The organism is Chitinophaga horti (assembly GCF_022867795.2).
Taxonomy (GTDB): Bacteria; Bacteroidota; Bacteroidia; order Chitinophagales; family Chitinophagaceae; genus Chitinophaga; species Chitinophaga horti.
In genome coordinates this window covers 4,069,105-4,088,978 of record NZ_CP107006.1, presented here as the reverse complement: position 1 = coordinate 4,088,978, position 19,874 = coordinate 4,069,105, and the positions used below count along the sequence as shown (strand labels likewise).

The 19,874-nt window shown below is 49.2% G+C and carries 13 protein-coding genes and 1 tRNA gene; 9 read left to right on the top strand and 5 right to left on the bottom strand.

The genetic code is table 11. The features are described 5' to 3' along the window. Positions 1-8 precede the first annotated feature (8 nt). The 6 genes from MKQ68_RS16490 to MKQ68_RS16465 all read left to right on the top strand — a co-directional run bounded on the left by MKQ68_RS16490 (position 9) and on the right by MKQ68_RS16465 (position 10,010). Positions 9-3,035, top strand: a complete 3,027-nt coding sequence (locus MKQ68_RS16490) for a SusC/RagA family TonB-linked outer membrane protein (RefSeq protein ID WP_264280071.1) — start codon at positions 9-11, stop codon at positions 3,033-3,035. Positions 3,036-3,046: 11 nt separating this feature from the next. After that, positions 3,047-4,714: a RagB/SusD family nutrient uptake outer membrane protein gene (locus MKQ68_RS16485; RefSeq protein WP_264280070.1), complete on the top strand. Its 1,668-nt coding sequence runs from the start codon at positions 3,047-3,049 to the stop codon at positions 4,712-4,714. A gap of 47 nt (positions 4,715-4,761) precedes the next feature. After that, positions 4,762-7,614 (top strand): glycosyl hydrolase 115 family protein, encoded by a 2,853-nt coding sequence (locus MKQ68_RS16480; protein WP_264280069.1) that lies wholly within the window; start codon positions 4,762-4,764, stop codon positions 7,612-7,614. Next, positions 7,611-8,813 (top strand): mannonate dehydratase, encoded by a 1,203-nt coding sequence (uxuA, locus tag MKQ68_RS16475; protein WP_264280068.1) that lies wholly within the window; start codon positions 7,611-7,613, stop codon positions 8,811-8,813. Before MKQ68_RS16480 ends, uxuA begins: the two co-directional genes overlap by 4 nt. Before the next feature lie 56 nt (positions 8,814-8,869). Further along, entirely contained in the window at positions 8,870-9,133 is a 264-nt protein-coding gene (locus MKQ68_RS16470; RefSeq protein ID WP_264280067.1) for a TFIIB-type zinc ribbon-containing protein, read from the top strand. 484 nt (positions 9,134-9,617) lie between these two features. Further along, positions 9,618-10,010, top strand: coding sequence for a hypothetical protein (locus tag MKQ68_RS16465; RefSeq protein WP_264280066.1), 393 nt, complete (start codon positions 9,618-9,620; stop codon positions 10,008-10,010). 505 nt (positions 10,011-10,515) lie between these two features. On the opposite strand, the gene MKQ68_RS16460 is transcribed toward MKQ68_RS16465, so the two are convergent. Then, a tRNA-Asp gene (locus MKQ68_RS16460) sits at positions 10,516-10,589 on the bottom strand. A gap of 136 nt (positions 10,590-10,725) precedes the next feature. Between MKQ68_RS16460 and MKQ68_RS16455 the strand changes: the two genes are divergently transcribed. Next, positions 10,726-11,679, top strand: coding sequence for an acetyl-CoA carboxylase carboxyltransferase subunit alpha (locus tag MKQ68_RS16455; protein ID WP_264280065.1), 954 nt, complete (start codon positions 10,726-10,728; stop codon positions 11,677-11,679). Between the two features lie 74 nt (positions 11,680-11,753). Beyond that, a complete protein-coding gene (dapA, locus tag MKQ68_RS16450) occupies positions 11,754-12,647 on the top strand; it encodes a 4-hydroxy-tetrahydrodipicolinate synthase (protein WP_264280064.1) in 894 nt (297 codons plus the stop codon). 101 nt (positions 12,648-12,748) lie between these two features. On the opposite strand, the gene MKQ68_RS16445 is transcribed toward dapA, so the two are convergent. From MKQ68_RS16445 to MKQ68_RS16430, 4 genes are all read right to left on the bottom strand, one after another. Continuing rightward, positions 12,749-13,762: an IS110 family transposase gene (locus MKQ68_RS16445; RefSeq protein WP_264280063.1), complete on the bottom strand. Its 1,014-nt coding sequence runs from the start codon at positions 13,760-13,762 to the stop codon at positions 12,749-12,751. Positions 13,763-14,591: 829 nt separating this feature from the next. Then, on the bottom strand, positions 14,592-15,467 hold the full coding sequence (locus tag MKQ68_RS16440) for a hypothetical protein (RefSeq protein WP_264280062.1): 876 nt from the start codon (positions 15,465-15,467) through the stop codon (positions 14,592-14,594). A gap of 115 nt (positions 15,468-15,582) precedes the next feature. Then, entirely contained in the window at positions 15,583-16,491 is a 909-nt protein-coding gene (locus MKQ68_RS16435; protein WP_244840588.1) for a ribonuclease Z, read from the bottom strand. 35 nt (positions 16,492-16,526) lie between these two features. Continuing rightward, positions 16,527-16,904 carry an STAS domain-containing protein gene (locus MKQ68_RS16430; protein WP_264280061.1) on the bottom strand — a complete coding sequence of 126 codons (378 nt, stop codon included), beginning with the start codon at positions 16,902-16,904 and terminating at the stop codon, positions 16,527-16,529. Between the two features lie 244 nt (positions 16,905-17,148). Here MKQ68_RS16430 and MKQ68_RS16425 point away from each other — a divergent pair, with 244 nt between their 5' ends. Beyond that, entirely contained in the window at positions 17,149-19,680 is a 2,532-nt protein-coding gene (locus MKQ68_RS16425) for an ATP-dependent Clp protease ATP-binding subunit (RefSeq protein WP_264280060.1), read from the top strand. Positions 19,681-19,874: the final 194 nt, after the last annotated feature.

Here is a 19,874-nt window from a genome sequence, read left to right as displayed (position 1 = left end):
ATTGCGTTATGAAAAAATTTCCACAACGGTCATTGCGGGCGTTATCCTGCAGATACAAGTGTCCTCCTATACCATTTATCAGTGGTGTAACGTTGCTGCTGGTGCTGGTGTCACTGGCGGCCACCGCGCAGCAAAAAATAGCAGGTACGGTAAAAGACTCCACGGGTGAATACATTATCGGCGTAAGCGTAAAACTTAAAAATACCAACATCGGTACAGTTACGGATGCACAAGGGGCTTTCAGTCTCTCGGCCAGCGGTGCAAACAATGCCCTTATCTTTTCTTATGTAGGATACGAACCCAAAGAAGTGGCAGTTACCGGCAGCGGACCACTCAACGTAATCCTCCAACCCAATCGCCAGCAACTTAGCCAGGTGAACGTGGTGGCGGTAGGTTACGGTAAACAGAAAAAGGCTTACGTGACCGGCGCGGTCGCCAGTGCCAATCTGGATGCTGTGAGGGATGCGCCTAATACAAATATCATCCAGTCGCTGCAGGGTAATGTGCCCGGCCTCAATGTCGGGCCGGTTACTTCGGCCGGTTCAACGCCGTCGATCTCCGTACGCGGACAAAACACTATTAGCGGTAACCAGAATGTGCTGATCATCCTGGATGGGGTGCAATACAACAACTCACTTTCTTCTATTAACCCCGATGATATTGCTTCTATCGATGTGTTAAAAGATGCCAGCTCTACCGCGGTATATGGGGCGCAGGCGGCCAATGGGGTGCTGCTGATTACGAGCCGCAGAGGTAACGCAAACGGTAAACCAAGAATCAATCTTTCCACTTCATACACCACGCAAAACCCCTCCGGGAACATCCGCCCGCTTAACCGCGAAGAATACCTGAACAAGGTGCGCGACCTGCATTGGGACCAGGCCTACCTGGCACCCACGTATACAGAGCCCAACCCGGCTTTCAATCTCGCTAACGTAGTGGATCTGACCATGCGTAATGGTAACGAACTGGTGCCGACAAATTTCAACTGGTATGATGCAGCTACAAAAAACGGTTTCATCAATGATAACCAGATCAGCATTTCCGGGGCTACCGATAAAGTGAATTACCTCATCTCGGGGGCCTATACAAACCAATCGGGTTTTATTATCAATGACTTGTTTAAAAGAACATCACTTCGCATAAACCTGGAAAGTCAGGCTACCGACTGGTTGAAGATCGGCGCGCAAACGTTTGGATCATTCGTGAATGCAGATGGTGCAGAGCCAAGGCTCACGGCTATCTTCCAGATGTCGCCATTGCTGACGCCTTACAATGCTGATGGCAGCTATAATCCTTTCCCTTTCAACTCGGTAGATCCAAGCCCGTTCCTGACGTATGATGTGGATGACTACGAGCGGCACAATTACCTGTTCGGCAATGTGTATGCGGAAGTTAATTTTCCGTTCCTGAAAGGGTTGACTTACCGCGTAAATTTCGGTAACAATGGCCGGCAGGATAAACGTTATTTTGCCAGTAAGTATGGCGGCGGACAAACCGGGGAGGCTTATAAAACCAACGAAAGTTATTACGATTACACGTTGGATAATATTCTTACCTATACCGGTAATTTCGGCAAACATAACATCCTCGCCACGGCGGTGTATGGCGCTATCCAGCGAAAATATGAAACCACTACGGCTACGGGCATCGGCTTCAGTAACATTACCCTCGGCTACAATAACCTGTCGCTCGCAACCACCCAGCGAACTACGTCCGATGGGTATGAGGAATCGCTCAACTATTACATGGGCAGGTTGAACTATACGTATAACGGCCGCTATCTGTTAACAGCGACTGTAAGGCGCGATGGCTTTTCCGGTTTCGCAGCCAATAACAAATGGGGTACTTTCCCTTCTTTTTCTGCGGGATGGATTCTCTCTGAGGAAAATTTCATGAAAGGCATAAACTTCCTCAACTACCTGAAATTACGCGCAGGATATGGCATTGCCGGTAATCAGACGCAACGTTATTTTTCATTGGATCAGATATCTTCCCAACCCGCTTATGTTTTTGGTGATGGCGGATCTACCGTGTTCGGGCAATACATCTCCACGCTGGCTAATCCAAACCTGAAATGGGAGCGCACAACAGAAACCAACTTCGGGATTGACTTTGGCGTATTGCGCGACCGCATTACCGGCACGTTCGATTATTACAACCGCGAAACAAATGACTTGCTGTTCTCTGTCCAGATTCCCAACATTACAGGTTATTCAACGATCAACACCAACGTAGGGCGTATCGGTAACAAAGGTTTCGAGTTAACATTGAACTCGAAAAACATCATTGGCAAAGACTTCTCGTGGAATACGACTTTCAACTTCTCCCGCAACAAAAGTGAAGTGCTGGACCTGCTGGGCGGCGGCGACCTGATTGCGAGCAACCTGTTCATCGGTCAGCCGATTGGTGCGATATATGGTTACCAAACCGCAGGTATTTATCAGCTGGGAGATGAGATTCCCGCAGGTTATTTTCCCGGTACTTATCGCGTAGTCGATTATAACAAAGATGGCAATGTGAACAACCTCGATCGCTATGTGGTGGGTACTGCTGAGCCAGCCTACCGCTTTAGTGTAATGAACCGGATGCAGTATAAAGACATCACGCTTACGTTTCTCGTCAACTCCATCCAGGGAGGAAGAAATGGTTACCTGGCCGGCAATACACCATCCATCGGCAGGAGTGATGTGAATATCCGCAACGGTGGTATCGCCGGTATTCAATACTGGACGCCCTCGCATCCAAATAGTCCGTACCCGTTGTTTACGGGCGCTGCACCGACCATCGTGCCCGGCATCAATGAAAGCCGCAGTTTTGTGCGGTTGCAGGACATTACCTTGTCGTACAACCTGCCATCAAAAATCATCAAAAAAGCAGGCATCCAGAATTTAAACGTTTACGCCAGTGGCAAGAACCTGGTGACGTTGACGAAATGGAAAGGCTGGGATCCGGAGATCACGAATGGCGGCCTTAATCCGAATGGCAGGCCTTTGCTGAAAGGTTATTCAGTTGGCGTAAACATCACCCTTTAAATCCGATAACGATGAACAAAGCATTTAAATATATATTGTCGGGGATGATGCTGGCGAGCGTTTCGTGCAGCAAAGATTTCCTGGACGAAAAGCCTGTATCATTCCTCAGCTCCTCTAACGGTCTTGTTACCTACGCCGACTTTAATGCGGCGGTCAATGATCTGTACCGCGTGGTGCGGATGGAGTTTTATACCCGCGATGAAAATTATCCATTCGACTACCTGTACAGCACCGACCTGGTGTTTGACGGGCAGCCGAACACCCGTCGCCATACAAATCTCGTAGCTACTTTCGCACCATCCGGCGGTAATAACGTGCCGCTCACGCATTGGTCTACACTTTACAAAATAGTGGCACAGGCCAATACGATCATCAGCAGAACCCCGGGAGCTTCGCTGACGGATGCACAAAAGACTTTGCTGATTGCGAAAGCGAAATTCTTCAGGGCGTTTGGTTACCGCACACTGGGTTACCTTTTTGGCGGTGTGCCGTTGTCGCTCGAAGATGTAACGACGCCTAAAACCGACTACGTGCGCGCCACCCGTGCAGAGGTGTATGCGCAATGTATAGCCGACCTGAAAGATGCAGTAGCCGGTCTGCCCGCGATCAATACTGTGCTCGATGGCGAGATCAGCGCCCAGGCAGCAGGCCACCTGCTGGCGGAAGTATACCTGGCAGCCGGAGAAAATCAGAATGCCGTAGACGCCGCCACCGCCGTAATCAGCAATGCCAATGTGGGATTGATGAAGAACAGGTTTGGTACCGGTGCTAACAATGCCGCGGGCAACGTGTACTGGGATTTGTTCCAACCCGGCAACCAAAACCGCAAGTCGGGCAATACAGAAGGTTTGTGGGTGATACAGATGGAGACCGACATCCCGGGCGGCAGCGCCGTGTCAACCGCGCAGGCGGGCAGTTACCTGCTTGAACGGCATCATGCGCCGTACGTGGGATCACTGTTGTCCAATGGCAGAAATCCTTTCCTGTGGCCGGTGAGCAACAGTTCGGGTGGCCGCGGTATCGGCTGGGCCGTATCTACCAAACATTTCAGCGACGACATCTGGCAAAGCGATTTCAATAACGATATCCGCAATGCGAACATCAACTTCGTGCGGGTGTTCACGGCTAATAACCCGGCTTCACCGCTGAACGGGCAGCCGATCAATACGAGTGCGCCGCCGCCGGGTATTACGGTGCCTTCCAGGGGCTTTTACGCGTATCAGGCTAAAAGTACCACGCCTGGTCAGCACCCGGCCAACCTCATACAAAATGCAACTACCGGCTTACTGAAAGCTACGGCCGGCGGTACCTACACCGATCAATATATGTTCCGCCTCGCAGAAACGTACCTCATCCGCGCTGAAGCCTATATGAAACTCAACCAGCCCGGGAACGCGGTACTCGACCTGAACGCCGTGCGAAGCCGGTCGAACGCCACCGGTGTACAGGAAGCCGCTGTAAATATCGATTACATACTGGATGAGCGGATGCGTGAGCTGGGTGTCGAGGAAAAAAGAATGCTGACACTTACCCGCCTGGGATTGCGGTATGACCGCGTGAAGCGCTTCAATCCGTATTACAGCGACATTACCACCACTTACAACCTCTGGCCTATACCAGCGGATGAAATTGAGCGTAATAAAGATGCGGTACTTGATCAAAACGACGGATATAACTGATAAATTTGAGAGCCGGGTGACCGGCTCTTTTATAATTACGACAAGCTATGCGATTATTTTTCTTCGCCATTATTTGTGCCTGCCTGTTGCCTGCTTCTGTCCGCGCTACGGATTTCGACCTGGTTACGCCCGGCAGGAAAGTGAGCATCTATTACAGCGCCGGCGCCACTCAACTCGATTCGATCACCGCTCATTTGCTGGCAGCAGATATACAGCGGGTGACGGGTTATAAACCGTTCGTAGGGACGGATATCGCAAAGGCCAAAGGAAATATTATTCTCATCGGTAACCAGCAGGGTGTACCACTTCAGTATGCCGACAGTCTGCAGGGCCAGTGGGAACGTTATACATTGCAGGTGGTAGCGCAACCTTTTCCCGGCGTGTCGCAGGCACTGGTAATCGCGGGCAGCGATGTTCGCGGTACGGCTTATGGGGTGTTTGACATATCTGCAAGGATAGGTGTTAGTCCCTGGTATTGGTGGGCAGATGCAATCCCGCGTAAACAGGCAAGGTTGTCGCTTAACATAGCTCCTTTCCTCTCGGCACCGCCTTCTGTTCAATACCGCGGTATCTTTCTGAATGATGAAGATTGGGGACTACAGCCATGGTCTGCCAAAACATTCGAACCGGAACTGGGTGACATCGGACCCAAAACGTATGCAAAAATCTTCGAGCTGCTCCTGCGCCTTAAAGCTAATATGATATGGCCCGCTATGCATGAATGCACCCGGGCCTTTTACAGCGTGCCCGGCAACGTGGAAACCGCAGCGGCTTATCACATCGTAGTGGGGTCGAGCCATGCGGAGCCCATGTTGCGCACCAATACCCGCGAATGGGACAAGAAAACCATGGGTGACTTTAATTACGTAACCAATCAGTCGGCGGTAGACCGATACTGGGAGGCGCGTGTAAAACAGAGCAGTAAGCTGGATGCTATCTACACCGTGGGTATGCGCGGTGTGCACGATTCGGGGATCGAAGGGGTGAAAACCGTGGCCGAAACAGTACCGCTGCTCGAACGCATTTTTCAGTCGCAGCGGAAGATGTTGCAGCAATATGTGAACCCCGACATCTCCCGCGTTCCGCAGGCGTTCACCGTTTACAAAGAAGTACTGGAAGTGTACGACGCCGGGGTAAAAGTGCCCGACGATGTAACGATCATCTGGCCCGACGATAACTACGGTTATATCCAGCGATTGAATAACGGCAGGGAACGTCAGCGCCAGGGTGGTTCAGGGGTATATTATCATGCCTCATACTGGGGCAGGCCGCACGACTACCTGTGGTTGCCATCTACCCATCCTTCCCTGATGCAGGAGGAAATGACAAAGGCTTACAGGTTAGGCAGCCGTAAAATATGGGTAGTGAACGTAGGCGATATCAAGTCGATCGAATACAATATGACAAGCTTCCTGGATGCGGCTTACAATATTCAGCCGTTCCTCGACAGCCGTTACGCAAAAGTGCATCTCCGTAACTGGGTGGCGCAAAATACCGGTGAAGCGCATGCTGATACCATTGCAGGCCTGTTATGGAAATATTACGACCTGGCGTTTGAACGCCGCCCCGAGTTCATGGGATGGAGCCAGACAGAACCCACCACTAAAACGGGCCGTACCGCGTACAATCATCAATTCTATGGCGACCAGGCACAACGCCGGCTGGATGAATACCAGGCTATTCAGAAAGGAGTTGAGGCGCTTCGGAAACGCATGCCCACGCAAACGCAGGATTGTTTTTTTCAGCTGGTATACTACCCGGTGAAATGTGCATCGCTCATTAATCAGAAATTTCTTTACCAGGACAAGGCCGCCCTCTATGGTCAGCAGGGAAGAGTAGTGGCCGGTTGGTACGACTCGCTGGCCAGCACCGCGTATAAAGGCATTGTTGCCGAAACGGACTATTACAACCGGGTTTTAAGCAACGGCAAGTGGGCGCATATGATGTCCATGGCGCCAAGAAAACTGCCTGTGTTCGATCCACCAGCGCGCACGGAGGTCACAGCAAACACGACCAGCGCCTGGCAGGTGAAAGCAGAAGGTGGTCAGGCTGACGCACTACCCATACTAAGCGCGGTTGACGGGCAACCGGTGTTTCTCGACGTTTATCTTACTGCGAGTAAACAACTGGATTTTACGATCGCGCCTTCAGCCAGCTGGATACGGCCGTCATTGACCAGCGGTCGACTGACCCCACATGGATTATCCAGTCAAAAACGTATATGGATAAACGTAGATTGGAAGGTTGCTCCCAAAACTGCAGCATTCGATGGCTACGTCACCATAAAGGCTGGCGGCAGCACTCATCAGGTAAAGGTGACGGCCCGCAGGCCCGCTGCGCCCGTTAATTTCGCCGGCCATAGCGGCGATAAGGGTTATGTTGCCATCAACCCCTTACATTACCAGCAACGTGACGATGATTCAAGAGGATGGCAGCCCTTGATGGGGTTAGGTGCTTATGGCGCTTCCTTACAGGCTGCGGTATCTGAACAGCCGATAAAAGACACGACCGAAAACACCATCCGCCGGATGCCTTCTGTAAGTTATTATTTCACGTCACCGGAAACGCGCGATGCGAAGATCGATATCTGCACATTGCCCACATGCCCTGTCAACGACAGCATAGGCGTTAGATACGCCGTTAGTCTCGACAACGGGCCTTTACGTATCATGAATTTCCGCACCTTCGGGCGGAGTAATGAGTGGAAACAGGCGGTTTTAAGTAATACCATCACCCGCACTTTCGAGGTGCAACAACTCACTGCGGGCGCACACGAGTTGAAGATATACGTGATAGATCCCGGGGTGATACTCGACCGGATCATCATCGACCTCGGTGGGTTACAACCTTTTTACGGATCGATACCCGAATCCGGCATTATAAATCCATCTAACCAATGATAAAAGACCTGGAAAAAACGTTTCGGTGGTTTGGTCCGTCCGATGCGGTAACCCTCGCAGATATCCGTCAGACCGGTGCTACCGGCATTGTGACGGCACTGCATGAAGTACCTTGCGGCGACATCTGGCCGCTGGAAATGATCGCACAGCGGCAGACGGAAATTCAGTCGCATGGCATGCGCTGGAGCGTGGTGGAAAGTGTTAACATACATGAATCCATCCGCACGGGCGCGCCTGAACGTGAGCTGCAGATCGCGAACTATATACAAACCCTTCGCCATCTTGCCCGCCACAATATCGATACGGTTTGCTATAACTTTATGCCGGTGCTGGACTGGACACGCACGCATCTCGACTATCGCCTGCAAAACGGCGTATCTGCCCTGCGATTTCATTATCCGGCACTGGCAGCTTTCGACTTGTTTATTTTGAACCGCGAGAACGCCCATGCCGACTATACGCCGCAACAGCAGCAAGCTGCCCGTCAGTACCTGGACAGCCTGAACGACATGGAGCGAGCTACCCTCCGCGATACGATACTTGCCGGCTTACCCGGCACCGCGGAAGTATTTACCGTCGCCGAATTTGCAGCGCACCTGCGGCGATACAAACACATCGACGCGGCGCAGCTTCGCGCTAACCTGCAGTATTTCCTGCGTGCCATCATTCCCGAGGCGGAAGCATTGGGTATTAAGATGTGCATCCACCCGGATGATCCGCCATTTCCAATTTTAGGTTTGCCGAGGATCGTTTGTACAGAAGCGGACCTGCAAACGATCGTGCATATGTGCCCCTCACCTTCAAATGGCATTACCTTTTGTACAGGTTCCCTCGGCGCGCATCCGCAGAATGATCTGCCAGGTATGATTGAGCGCCTTGGCCCACACATCCATTTTTTACATTTGCGGAACGTACAGCGTGAGGCAGATGGCAGTTTTTACGAAGCAGAACACTTGGCGGGCAGCACCAACATGTACGCTGTCATGAAAAGTATTATTTCCGAACAGCAACGGCGGCGCACCGCTGGCACCGGTCGCATCGATATCCCCGTCCGGCCGGACCATGGGCATAAAATAGGGCCTGATTTCCTGCGGGATACATATCCCGGCTACTCGCTGACGGGGCGGTTAAAAGGGCTGGCAGAGCTGACCGGGCTGGAGATGGGAATTAAGCTGAGTTACGATAATTTTAACAATTAGGGCCCACCTGCTCTCCTCAGAATTTGCTATTTTGTTAGAGATTAAAATGCTTAGTTATGAAATGTCCGAATTGTAATGAAACGCTTGTAATGAGTGATCGCCAGGGAGTAGAGATCGATTATTGTCCCCAATGCCGTGGCGTTTGGCTCGACAAAGGTGAACTGGATAAAATCATTGAACGGTCTGCACAACACGAGGCAGGGTACCGTGGAGAGCAGCGGGAGCAATATCGCGATTATGACGATGATAAGTATAGAAAGCAGGGGCAGTATCCGAAAAAGAGAAAGGGCTTCCTGGGAGACTTTTTTGATTTCGATTAAACATATACATAAACGCCGTACAGATAGAGAATCCGTACGGCGTTTTTACTTCACTTTACCAATTATCGGGATTTAACAACTACATGATTTCTGCCAGCTTTTTGGCTAATTCTTCACCCCTTAAGTTCTGGCCGATAATTTTCCCTTGCGGGTCCAGCAGCACGTTTTGAGGAATAGCTTTGATACCATACGACTGCGCTACTTCATTCTGCCATCCTTTCTATTTGCAGCCTGTAACGATACAATACCCCGGCACAACCAGAAAGCGTCAGTAACAATTCGTCTGGCATCGGTTAAATAGACAATATTGCAAAATATCGGTTAAATAGACGATATTTTGAAATATCGGCTTAATAGACGATTTTTGAAATATGACAAGTATTATTACAGGAGACATTATCAATTCTCGGAAAATTGACCCGGTAACCTGGTTGACTCCTTTAAAGGCGCTTATGAAAGCGTGGGGTAAAACGAGAAGTTGGATGTGAGAATGGGCATAGGAATAGGGGAAAAAAGCTATGATGCCCAAAAGATAACTGAGGCAAATGGGGAAGCATTTATAAACTCGGGAGAAACATTCGAAGAACTTAAGAAATTAAAGCGAAATCTGGCGATTAAAAGCCCATGGGTACAATTGGATGATGAGCTGAATTTAATGTTTCGTCTATCGTCTATAGTAATGGACAAATGGAGTTCAACCACTGCGCAAATAGTCGCCGCTTCAATTACCAACATTAAGCTATCGCAAAAAGAGCTCGGAGATATAATGGGGCGTACACAATCTACCATCAGTGAGGCACAGAAGCGGGCACATTACGATGAAATACTCGATTTGGTTTACTTTTATGAAAAACGCATCTCAGAAAAAATCAGTTGATATGATTCTGTATCGTGGAGTCAGATAGCGATAGTTACTCCTACGACTCTTATCATTAGTACCGCTATTTTATTCGTTTTAAAACCAGCATCTCTAATTACCAAAATTGCGATCTCAAAATGGACGCCTGGTCCAAGTTCGCGCGCAGCTGGCGTGCATGAATCTTTGGAAAATGCGGGTGAATGGATCGGGTTTCTTGAAAGGTTGTTGATTTTGACGTTCATCCTTTTAGGGAAATGGGAAGGAGTTGGATTTTTACTGGCGGCTAAATCAGTATTCAGATTTGGTGATTTAAAAGAACCCAAGGAAACAAAGCTTACTGAATACGTAGTCATTGGAACGTTCCTTAGTTTTTTTATTGCTATCCTAACGGGAATTATAACTAGTCAGTTGCTAACTATGCTTTAAAGAAAAAAAGAGCAGGCTTCGAGCCAAAATGAAATCGCCGGTCTGAAAGTTTCCCCCAAAACGAAAAAAGGCTCATCATTTCTGACGAGCCTTTTTGCGGACCGGACGGGACTCGAACCCGCGACCTCCGCCGTGACAGGGCGGCATTCTAACCGACTGAACTACCGATCCTTCCAGTAACTTCAGAGCATCGCTCTTCCGTTTTGGGATTGCAAAGATAGCAACAAAAAAATCAATTGCGCAAATCTTTTTTTAAAAAAATCAAACCTTACCTTTACACGCTCTTTAACCTTTTTTAAATCTGATTATGCAATTCCTGGATTTTGAAAAACCTATTGCCGAACTGTACGAGCAGCTCGATAAACTCAAAGAGAATGGCGAAAAGTCAGGCGTAGATGTTTCTGCTACTGTAAAGGAATATGAACAAAAAATCGCACTGACGCGCGAAGATATATATGCCAACCTCACCGCATGGCAAAAGGTGCAGCTTAGCCGCCACCCGGACCGTCCCTATACGCTCGCTTACCTCGAACGCATGGTGACTAACTTCGTTGAAATGCATGGCGATCGTAACGTAAAAGACGATAAGGCCATGGTTGGCGGCTTTGCCGATCTCGACGGCGAAACGGTGATGTTCATTGGTCAGCAAAAAGGTATCAACACCAAAATGCGCCAGATCCGTAATTTCGGTATGGCCAATCCCGAAGGTTACCGCAAGGCCCTCCGCCTCATGAAACTGGCCGAAAAATTCGATAAGCCAATCGTTACGCTCATCGATACGCCGGGTGCTTACCCAGGCCTCGAAGCGGAGGAACGTGGACAAGGCGAAGCGATTGCCCGCAACTTGTTCGAAATGGTGAAACTGAAGGTGCCTGTCATCTGCATCATCATTGGTGAAGGTGCTTCCGGCGGCGCGCTCGGTATCGGCATCGGCGACCGCATATTCATGCTTGAAAACAGCTGGTATACGGTTATCTCCCCCGAAAACTGTTCTACGATCCTCTGGCGTAGCTGGAACTTTAAAGAAAAAGCGGCTGAAGAACTCCGCCTCACTTCCGACCAGATGAGCAAATTCGGTCTGGTAGATGGCGTGATCAAAGAACCTGTTGGTGGAGCGCACAGCAACCACGACGAAATGGCCGAAATCCTGAAGAAGTCTATCAAGGCCACCCTGGCCGAACTGAAGCAGATCGATCCTGAAACAAGGATCCAGCAAAGGATAGAGAAATTCTCCAACATGGGATTTTTCGAAGAACGTTAAATTATTTTCTAAGAGATACCGTTTCAAATTTCCATCTTTGCACTCCCGTAAAGGGATATTTGAAACTTTTGTGAATGCAAACTATGTTACAGCAACAACTGAGGGGTACCGGTGTAGCACTGGTTACACCCTTTTCAGCTAACGGCGCCATCGACTGGAACGCCCTTGAAAAGCTGATCGATCACGTCATCAACGGTGGCGTAAACTATGTCGTTACTTTGGGAACAACTGGCGAAACGCCTACGCTTTCTTCCGAAGAGAAGCTGGACCTCATCAAGTTTACATTCGAAAAGGTGAATAAACGGGTGCCCGTTGTTGTGGGCATCGGTGATTATAATACGCAGGATGTGGTGAAACGTCTTCAATCCTGCCCGCTCGACGAAGCCGCCGCTATCCTTAGCGTGGCGCCGTATTACAGCAAACCTTCGCAGGAAGGCATTTTTCAGCATTATAAGGCCGTTGCCGCCGCTTCTCCCAAGCCGGTGATCCTCTATAACGTTCCGGGTCGTACCGGCCGTAATATGACTGCTGCTACCACGCTCCGCATCGCTAACGAGGTCGAGAACGTGATCGCCATGAAGGAAGCTTCCGGCGATATGGTACAGTGCATGGAAATCGTACGCAGCAAGCCGAAAGACTTCCTGGTCATCTCCGGCGACGATGCCGTTGCTATGCCGCAGATCGCCTGTGGGATGGACGGTGTAATCTCGGTGGCTGCGAACTTCTTTGCAAAGGACTTCTCCGCCATGGTGAAAGCCGCGCTGGCCAACAACTTCGAAGAAGCCCGCCGCCTGCACTATAACATGCTCGAAGGCTACGACCTGATGTTCGCCGAAAACAACCCGGCCGGCATCAAGGCATTCCTGGCCTACGCAGGTATCGTGGAAAATCACTTCCGCCTGCCGGTAGTACCCGTTTCCAGCGAGCTGGAGGCGAAAATCAACAAATACCTGGCTGCTTACAAATAAGCCACTCAAAATCATACGTTAAGGGCAAAGCCATCGCGGTTTTGCCCTTTTCTTTTGTACCCGGCCAGGGCATTTTTCCCCAGCCGCCGTTGCGTCGATTTCTATGACACGTCCAAATTATAGCAATAGTCTTTCTGGTAGTATTTTCTCTCATTCACACAGGCGAAAATTCTTAATATGATTTTGTTCCTAATGGCATTTAGCACACTCATTTTGGGTTTCCCTTCGGCGACCTTTCGATCGTAATATTGTTTAAGCTCTCCATTCCCCCGTATTGATCCTACAGCCAGCAGGTGTAATAGCTTCTTGATATTTTTATTGGCTTTATGAGAGATCCGCTCTCGTTTACGAAGCTTACCCGACGCATTCATAAACGGAACAACGCCACTGTAACAGGCATATTTTTTAGCCTCTTTAATGTTGATAAACTCATTTGTGGTCACGATCATGCTCACCGAGGTAATTAATCCTACCTGGTCCACGCTTTGGATGTAACCATCTAATTCTTCGAGCCGTTGATCACTGGCAATCAGGCGCTTCATTTCTTTTTCGATCCTGCTGATCTCGCTGTTTACCAGCTCAATCACAGGCTTACAATTAGCAACTATCATTTGATGGGTAGCTTCTGTATTAAACTCCCTGCTTTCATTTAAGGTTGTTTCATACCGATGCTTAGTGACTCTATGCTTTTCCCTTAGCATCAGCAGCGTCTTTAACTGCATCACGATCTCTCGTGGCTGGTTCCACAAACGAACCAGTTCAATATTTTTAGCGGCGTAAAGAGCAATGCGTTGGGCATCCTGCTGATCACTTTTTCCCCGCTCCAACCCCTTGCTCTCTGTAATCTGTGCTCCAGGTATCACCCAGACCTTGGCACCCATCTCTACTAATACAGCTAATAAGTGATGGTTATAGATACCGGTAAATTCCATGGTAAAAAGGCTGTTCTGCAGGGTATAACCCAAAAGCTTCCGGGTTCGTCGGAGCCAACTTATGACAGCGGAAGGCTTGTTTTTGATTTGCTGCTTATCTAATATGCCTTCTTTTGCATATATGCACATGTCCAGCCAGTCTTTACTAACATCTGTACCTACGAAATACGTAACTTGTTCCATCATTATGTTTTTAATGTAGTCAACCCATACCGGTTTCAATCAAAGCCTTACTAATGGGTTTAAGACCCAAATTTCTATTTGAAGCATAACCGGTAACACCACGGCATGGGATTAAAACGACGCTTAGGACGCGAACCTGGCACTCTGTTAATGCGCCCATGCTGTGGGTTGACTTATCCACATATCCACGTGGATTGTAAAAGAAAAAGAACCAAAAAGAAAAGATAGTATTAGTAATAATAGATTTTCTTTTAAATCTATTCTCCTACAAACTTAAAGGCACGCTTCAACGGCACTTCCCTAATGGGCAATGACAGGTGTAAACCTTAACCCGGATTATCTAACCAGGTGTAAACCTATTTCAGGGCGTGACACCTCAGATAACACTTTACTTCGACTCTGATTGGACTCACATTGGACTCCCCCTCCGAAACTTTTGATTTCCTAACTTACTTTTAGTACGCATTGCGCCCCTCGGAGACATCGTTGCGACAAACACACTTCGCAACCTCCCAGGATCCTTCCTGCATCCCTCCTACATCCTTGCTAAGTTGTTGCTAAAATGTTGCTGAAACACCAGTGTTTTTAGCAGGGATGTAGCAAGGATTTAGCAAGGATGCAGGAGGGATCTCCCTGTAATACCCCATTCAAACTTCCTGAAACATCCTGAAATCGGTCATCTCCGGGGATTGAGGCCGGTGAAACCCTTGCTCCGCTTGACCTATGCCCTTTGCGGGCCCTTTCGTTGCCCTTTAAAGGCCCTCTGCTGGGCACAAAAAAGGGCAAGACAGCGTTCGCTGCCTTGCCCTCATACAGTTCAGAAGATATCTTAGAAGTTAAACCCAATACTCAGGTTCAAACCGCGGATGCCCGGGAACGGAGCGTCCAGCTTGCCTCTGATGCCGTCGTTGTTCACCTGGGCGGTGATGTATTTCTTGTCTTCGTTGAAGTTTACGAGGTCTTCCAGGTCATTGCGGAGATCCGCACGATCCTGCTCGGATAAGTCGCTCAAATCGGTTTTGCCGTCGATATCACCGGTCATTTTGCCCCAGTGGGCACCGAGGATGGTGAAGTCGATCGTAACGCGTTTGATCTGCCATTGTACGCCAAACAGCAGGCCGCCGCCAAAACCTTTGGTTTCGGCCAGGAAAGGCACGGTGCGGGTAACGTTTGCATCGGTAGCCTCAAACTCATACGGGAAGTCGAACTTCAGGTTGGAGTATCGGCCGTAAACGCCACCGTAAAAGCCGGTAGCACCAGGTTTACGCGGACCGGTATAGAAGCGGAACTCCGCGGTGATGGCACTGCCCGACATGTTCGCGTCGCCAAGCTGCTGGCTGATCTCGTCGCCGTCTTCGGTAATGGCTTTCATCACTTCCTTGGTAAGTGGTGTACTATTGATGGCGGTTTTAGGCATAAAGCGGTATCCTGCGGATACAGAGATGCCGCGGGTGAGCATCCGCTCGTACGTAAGGCTGTAATTGCCCAGCAGGATAGGGCTAAGGCCCACTTTTACGTTGTTTTTATAATAGAAGCGACCACGGGTGGGCTTTTCTTCTTCCGGCGGGTCGTTTTCAATAACAGCGGTGGTAGTGATCACGGTGTCGGTTTCGCCGGCAACGTTTTCGAGCGTTTGCGCTTTTGCGGTGCCGATAGTGGCCACACAGCATAACAGTGCCAGGTAGGGAAATGGCGCTTTTTTCATACAGTATAGGTTTATTAATTTATGCGTAAAAGTAGTGATTGATATTTCGTTATGCAATCACCAAAAGTAGGTATTTTAAAATTTAAACAAGTCTTAAGGTAAGGATGGCAACGCTTTATATAATGTAGCTCACGCCTTCTTCCGCCAGGTCGGTATTGGGGAAGATGGGCCGGCATTCGTCAAGGAAAGGTTGTAAATCGGTGTATTTACTGGAAAAGTGGCCTACCAGCAGGCGTTTTACGTTTGCGAGCCTGGCCAGACCGGCGGCCTGTACGGACGTGCTGTGGAATCTTTCGGTGGCCTTCTGCAGCTGGTCGTGCAGGTAGGTGGTTTCGTGGTAAATCAGGTCGGCATCCTTTAGTTGCGGCACCATTTCTTCGTTATACACGGTGTCGGCACAGTACACGTAGCGTTTGCCGGGAGCAGGCGGCAGTGTGACCCAGTCGTTTTGTACCAGGGTGCCGTCTTTCCGGCGATAATCTTCGCCATCCTGTAAACGGGAGTAAAACGTGGCTGGTATTTCGTAAGCGACGGCCTGGTCGGGCAGTATCTTGCGTTTGCGGCGCTGCATGTTAAAAGCGAAACCGTAACAGGGAATGCGGTGGCGGGTAGGGAAGAAGCTTACCTCAAATTCCTTTTCGCGGATGATAACCCCGGTTTGATCCGGCAGCAGTGGGGTAAAGGTAAACGGGTAGTTCAGCACGGTGCCAGCACATTCCATCTGCAGGCGGATAATCGCTTCCAGCTCCGGAGGTGCGTACAGGAACAACGGCTCGGTGCGCCCGAGCATGCTCAGGGTGTTCAGTAATCCTATCAACCCGAAATAATGATCGCCGTGCAAATGACTGATCACGATATGTTTGATACGACTTCTGCGAACTTTGAACTTCGCGAGTTGTACTTGCGTACCCTCGCCGCAATCTATGAGTACCAGCTGATCGTTGCAGGTAACTACCTGTGCTGTTGGATGTCTTTCCGGGGTCGGAAGGGCGGAATTGTTGCCCAGTATTGTTACGGCAAACATGTTTTTCTAAAGTGGTGTGAATGCAATAGGTGCGGTCAGTCCCATTCTCCGCTGCCAATCTCACGTTCCAGTTCTTCCATCATCACGAGGTCGATCGCCTCTGCTAAGGTGGGCGCAAGATTAAGCACTTCGGGGTGGTTTTCGGTAAAATAATCTGTTAAGTCGCTGTTAAGGCGGGCTAATGCGCAGGATTGACCATTGTCATACACGTGGCGGTAGACTGCTAAAATGGCTTCCTTTCCCTTTTCATCTGTTTTTTGGATGCCGGCCAGGTCCAGTATAAGATTCCTGCCTTCCAGGTCGGGGTAACGGATGATGCCCGTGATAAACGAGGCTGACAAATTAGCATCCAATATCTCTCCTTCAGGACTAAATATCACTATTTTTTCTTTGGTATCAATTTTGAACTCCATCGGACACGGATGTTAGTTATAACAGATAAAAAAAGGAATCAAGGAAAACCATCTGTAAAAATCGCTACGAACTCCCGCATCAAAGCATCCCTATTCTCGTAGATATTCTTACACCTCAGGCCTTCCAATCGCAAAAGTAAATCTTAAGTATAAAATTGCAAGGACAAAAAGGTAAATCAAATTATTTTGCTAATATTGTATAGGCACGCCCCCGTAAGGGTTTTAATCAATAAATCATCTCACAATGGACCAGAATTTTTCACCGCAAGTAAAGGAAATCATTTCATTCAGCAGGGAGGAGGCTTTACGCTTGGGGAATGATTTCATCGGTACGGAACACCTGTTGCTAGGTATTATTCGGGAAGGTGAGGGCACAGCTGTAAAAATTTTACAGGCTCTGAACGTGGATCTCTATGAGCTGCGCAAAGAGGTAGAACTGGCTATCAAGGATAAAACCGGTAAGAACATCGCCAACATCAACAGTCTGCCGCTAACGCGCCAGGCCGAAAAGGTGATACGCGTGACCGTACTGGAAGCGAAGGCGCTTAAAAGTCCCACCGTGGAAACAGAGCACCTGATGTTATCCATCCTTAAGAATAAAGAAAACGTTTGTACTCAAATTCTTCAACAGTTTGACGTGGATTACGATACTTTTAAAAATGAACTCGGCTTCGTGAAATCAACAGATCCCAAGGCAGAATTTGATGACCCGGGAGAAGAGGAATTTGAAGACGAAAGAAAGAGCTACGCTTCCAAATCGAAGCAAGCCAATGCAAAATCAAAAACACCAGTTCTCGATAACTTCGGTCGCGATATCACCAAACTCGCGGAAAGCGGCAGCCTCGATCCGATCGTAGGCCGCGAAGCGGAAATCGAAAGGGTATCGCAGATACTTTCCCGCCGTAAAAAGAACAACCCGATCCTCATCGGTGAGCCGGGTGTGGGTAAAACCGCAATCGTGGAAGGCCTCGCGCTGCGCATCGTGCAACGTAAGGTGAGCCGCGTACTGTTCGACAAACGCGTAGTGAGCCTCGATCTCGCCGCACTGGTGGCCGGTACCAAATACCGTGGCCAGTTCGAAGAAAGGATGAAAGCGATCATGAACGAACTGGAAAAGAACCGCGACGTGATCCTCTTTATCGATGAGATCCATACGATCGTAGGTGCAGGTGGCGCTTCCGGCTCGCTGGACGCTTCCAACATCTTTAAGCCAGCCCTCGCAAGGGGCGAACTCCAGTGCATCGGCGCCTCCACTTTGGATGAGTACCGCATGTACATCGAGAAAGATGGCGCACTCGACCGTCGCTTCCAGAAAGTAATGGTAGATCCGCCAACGGTAGACGAAACCATCCAGATCCTCAACAACATCAAACCGCGTTATGAAGAATACCATAACGTAAGCTATAACGACGAAGCCATCCAGGCCTGCGTGAAACTGAGCGACCGTTACATGACCGACCGTCTGCTGCCCGACAAGGCGATCGACGTACTCGATGAGGTAGGCGCCCGCGTGCACCTGAAAAACATCAATGTGCCGCAAAACATCCTCGAACTGGAAAAACAGATCGAAGACATCAAGCAGGAAAAAAATAAGGTCGTGAAAAGCCAACGCTTCGAAGAAGCTGCCGCTTTACGCGATACCGAAAAGAAACTGGGTGAAGATCTCGAAAAAGCGAAAGCTGTTTGGGAAGAAGAGGTGAAACACAAACGCTATCCGATCGACGAAGAAGCGATCGCGGAAGTAGTAAGCATGATGACCGGCATCCCTGTGAAAAGGATGGTGCAGGCCGAAACCGAAAAACTGCGCCGCATGACGGACGACCTGAAAGGTGCAGTAGTAGGTCAGGACGAGGCCATCAGCAAAGTAACCAAAGCGATCCAGCGTAACCGCGTAGGTCTGAAAGATCCGAAGAAACCAATCGGTACCTTCATCTTCCTCGGCCCGACCGGTGTTGGTAAAACGGAGCTGGCAAAATCACTCGCCCGCTATATGTTCGACTCAGAAGATGCGCTGATCCGTATCGATATGAGTGAATACATGGAGAAATTCTCCGTAAGCCGCCTGATCGGCGCGCCTCCGGGTTATGTAGGTTATGAAGAAGGTGGTCAGCTGACTGAAAAAGTTCGCCGTAAACCTTACTCTGTAATCCTGCTGGACGAGATCGAGAAAGCACATCCGGATATTTATAACATCCTGCTGCAGGTACTGGATGATGGTATACTCACCGACGGTCTTGGCCGTAAGGTTGACTTCAAAAACACCCTCATCATCATGACCTCGAACATCGGTGTTCGCCAGTTGAAAGACTTCGGCGCAGGTGTAGGTTTCACGACGGCTACCAGGGTAGCGGCGGAAGAAGAGAACACGAAATCAGTAATTGAAAAAGCGCTGAAACGTACCTTCTCTCCCGAGTTCCTGAATCGTATTGATGATGTGATCATCTTTAACGCACTGTCTAAAGAACATATCTACACCATCATCGATATCACCATGCAAGGTGTGCTGAAACGCCTGAACAACCTGGGCTTCAGCCTGGAACTGACAGAGGCGGCAAAAGGCTTCCTGGCAGACAAAGGCTACGATCAGCAGTTCGGTGCACGTCCGCTGCACAGGGCCATCCAGAAATACCTGGAAGATCCTTTGGCAGAAGAGATCCTGAACATGAACATCCATAATGGAGATGTACTGGTAGCGGATCTCGATGGCGAAAATCAAAAACTCGTATTTACTTTAAAGGATGCGTCCACCAGTAAATCCGAAAAATCAGAAGCATAATTCAACTTCCTGATAAAATAAATAAAGGCCTCCTGGAAACAGGGGGCCTTTTTTATCCCAGCTGCTATTTGTGTGCAGTTACACATTATATATATTATTTATTATTCTGATAGCGTTCCCCGCTAAAGTTCGTAACCCCTTCCTACTCAGCCCTATTTTCTCTCTCATTGTATCGTAGTCAGGATGTGAATATT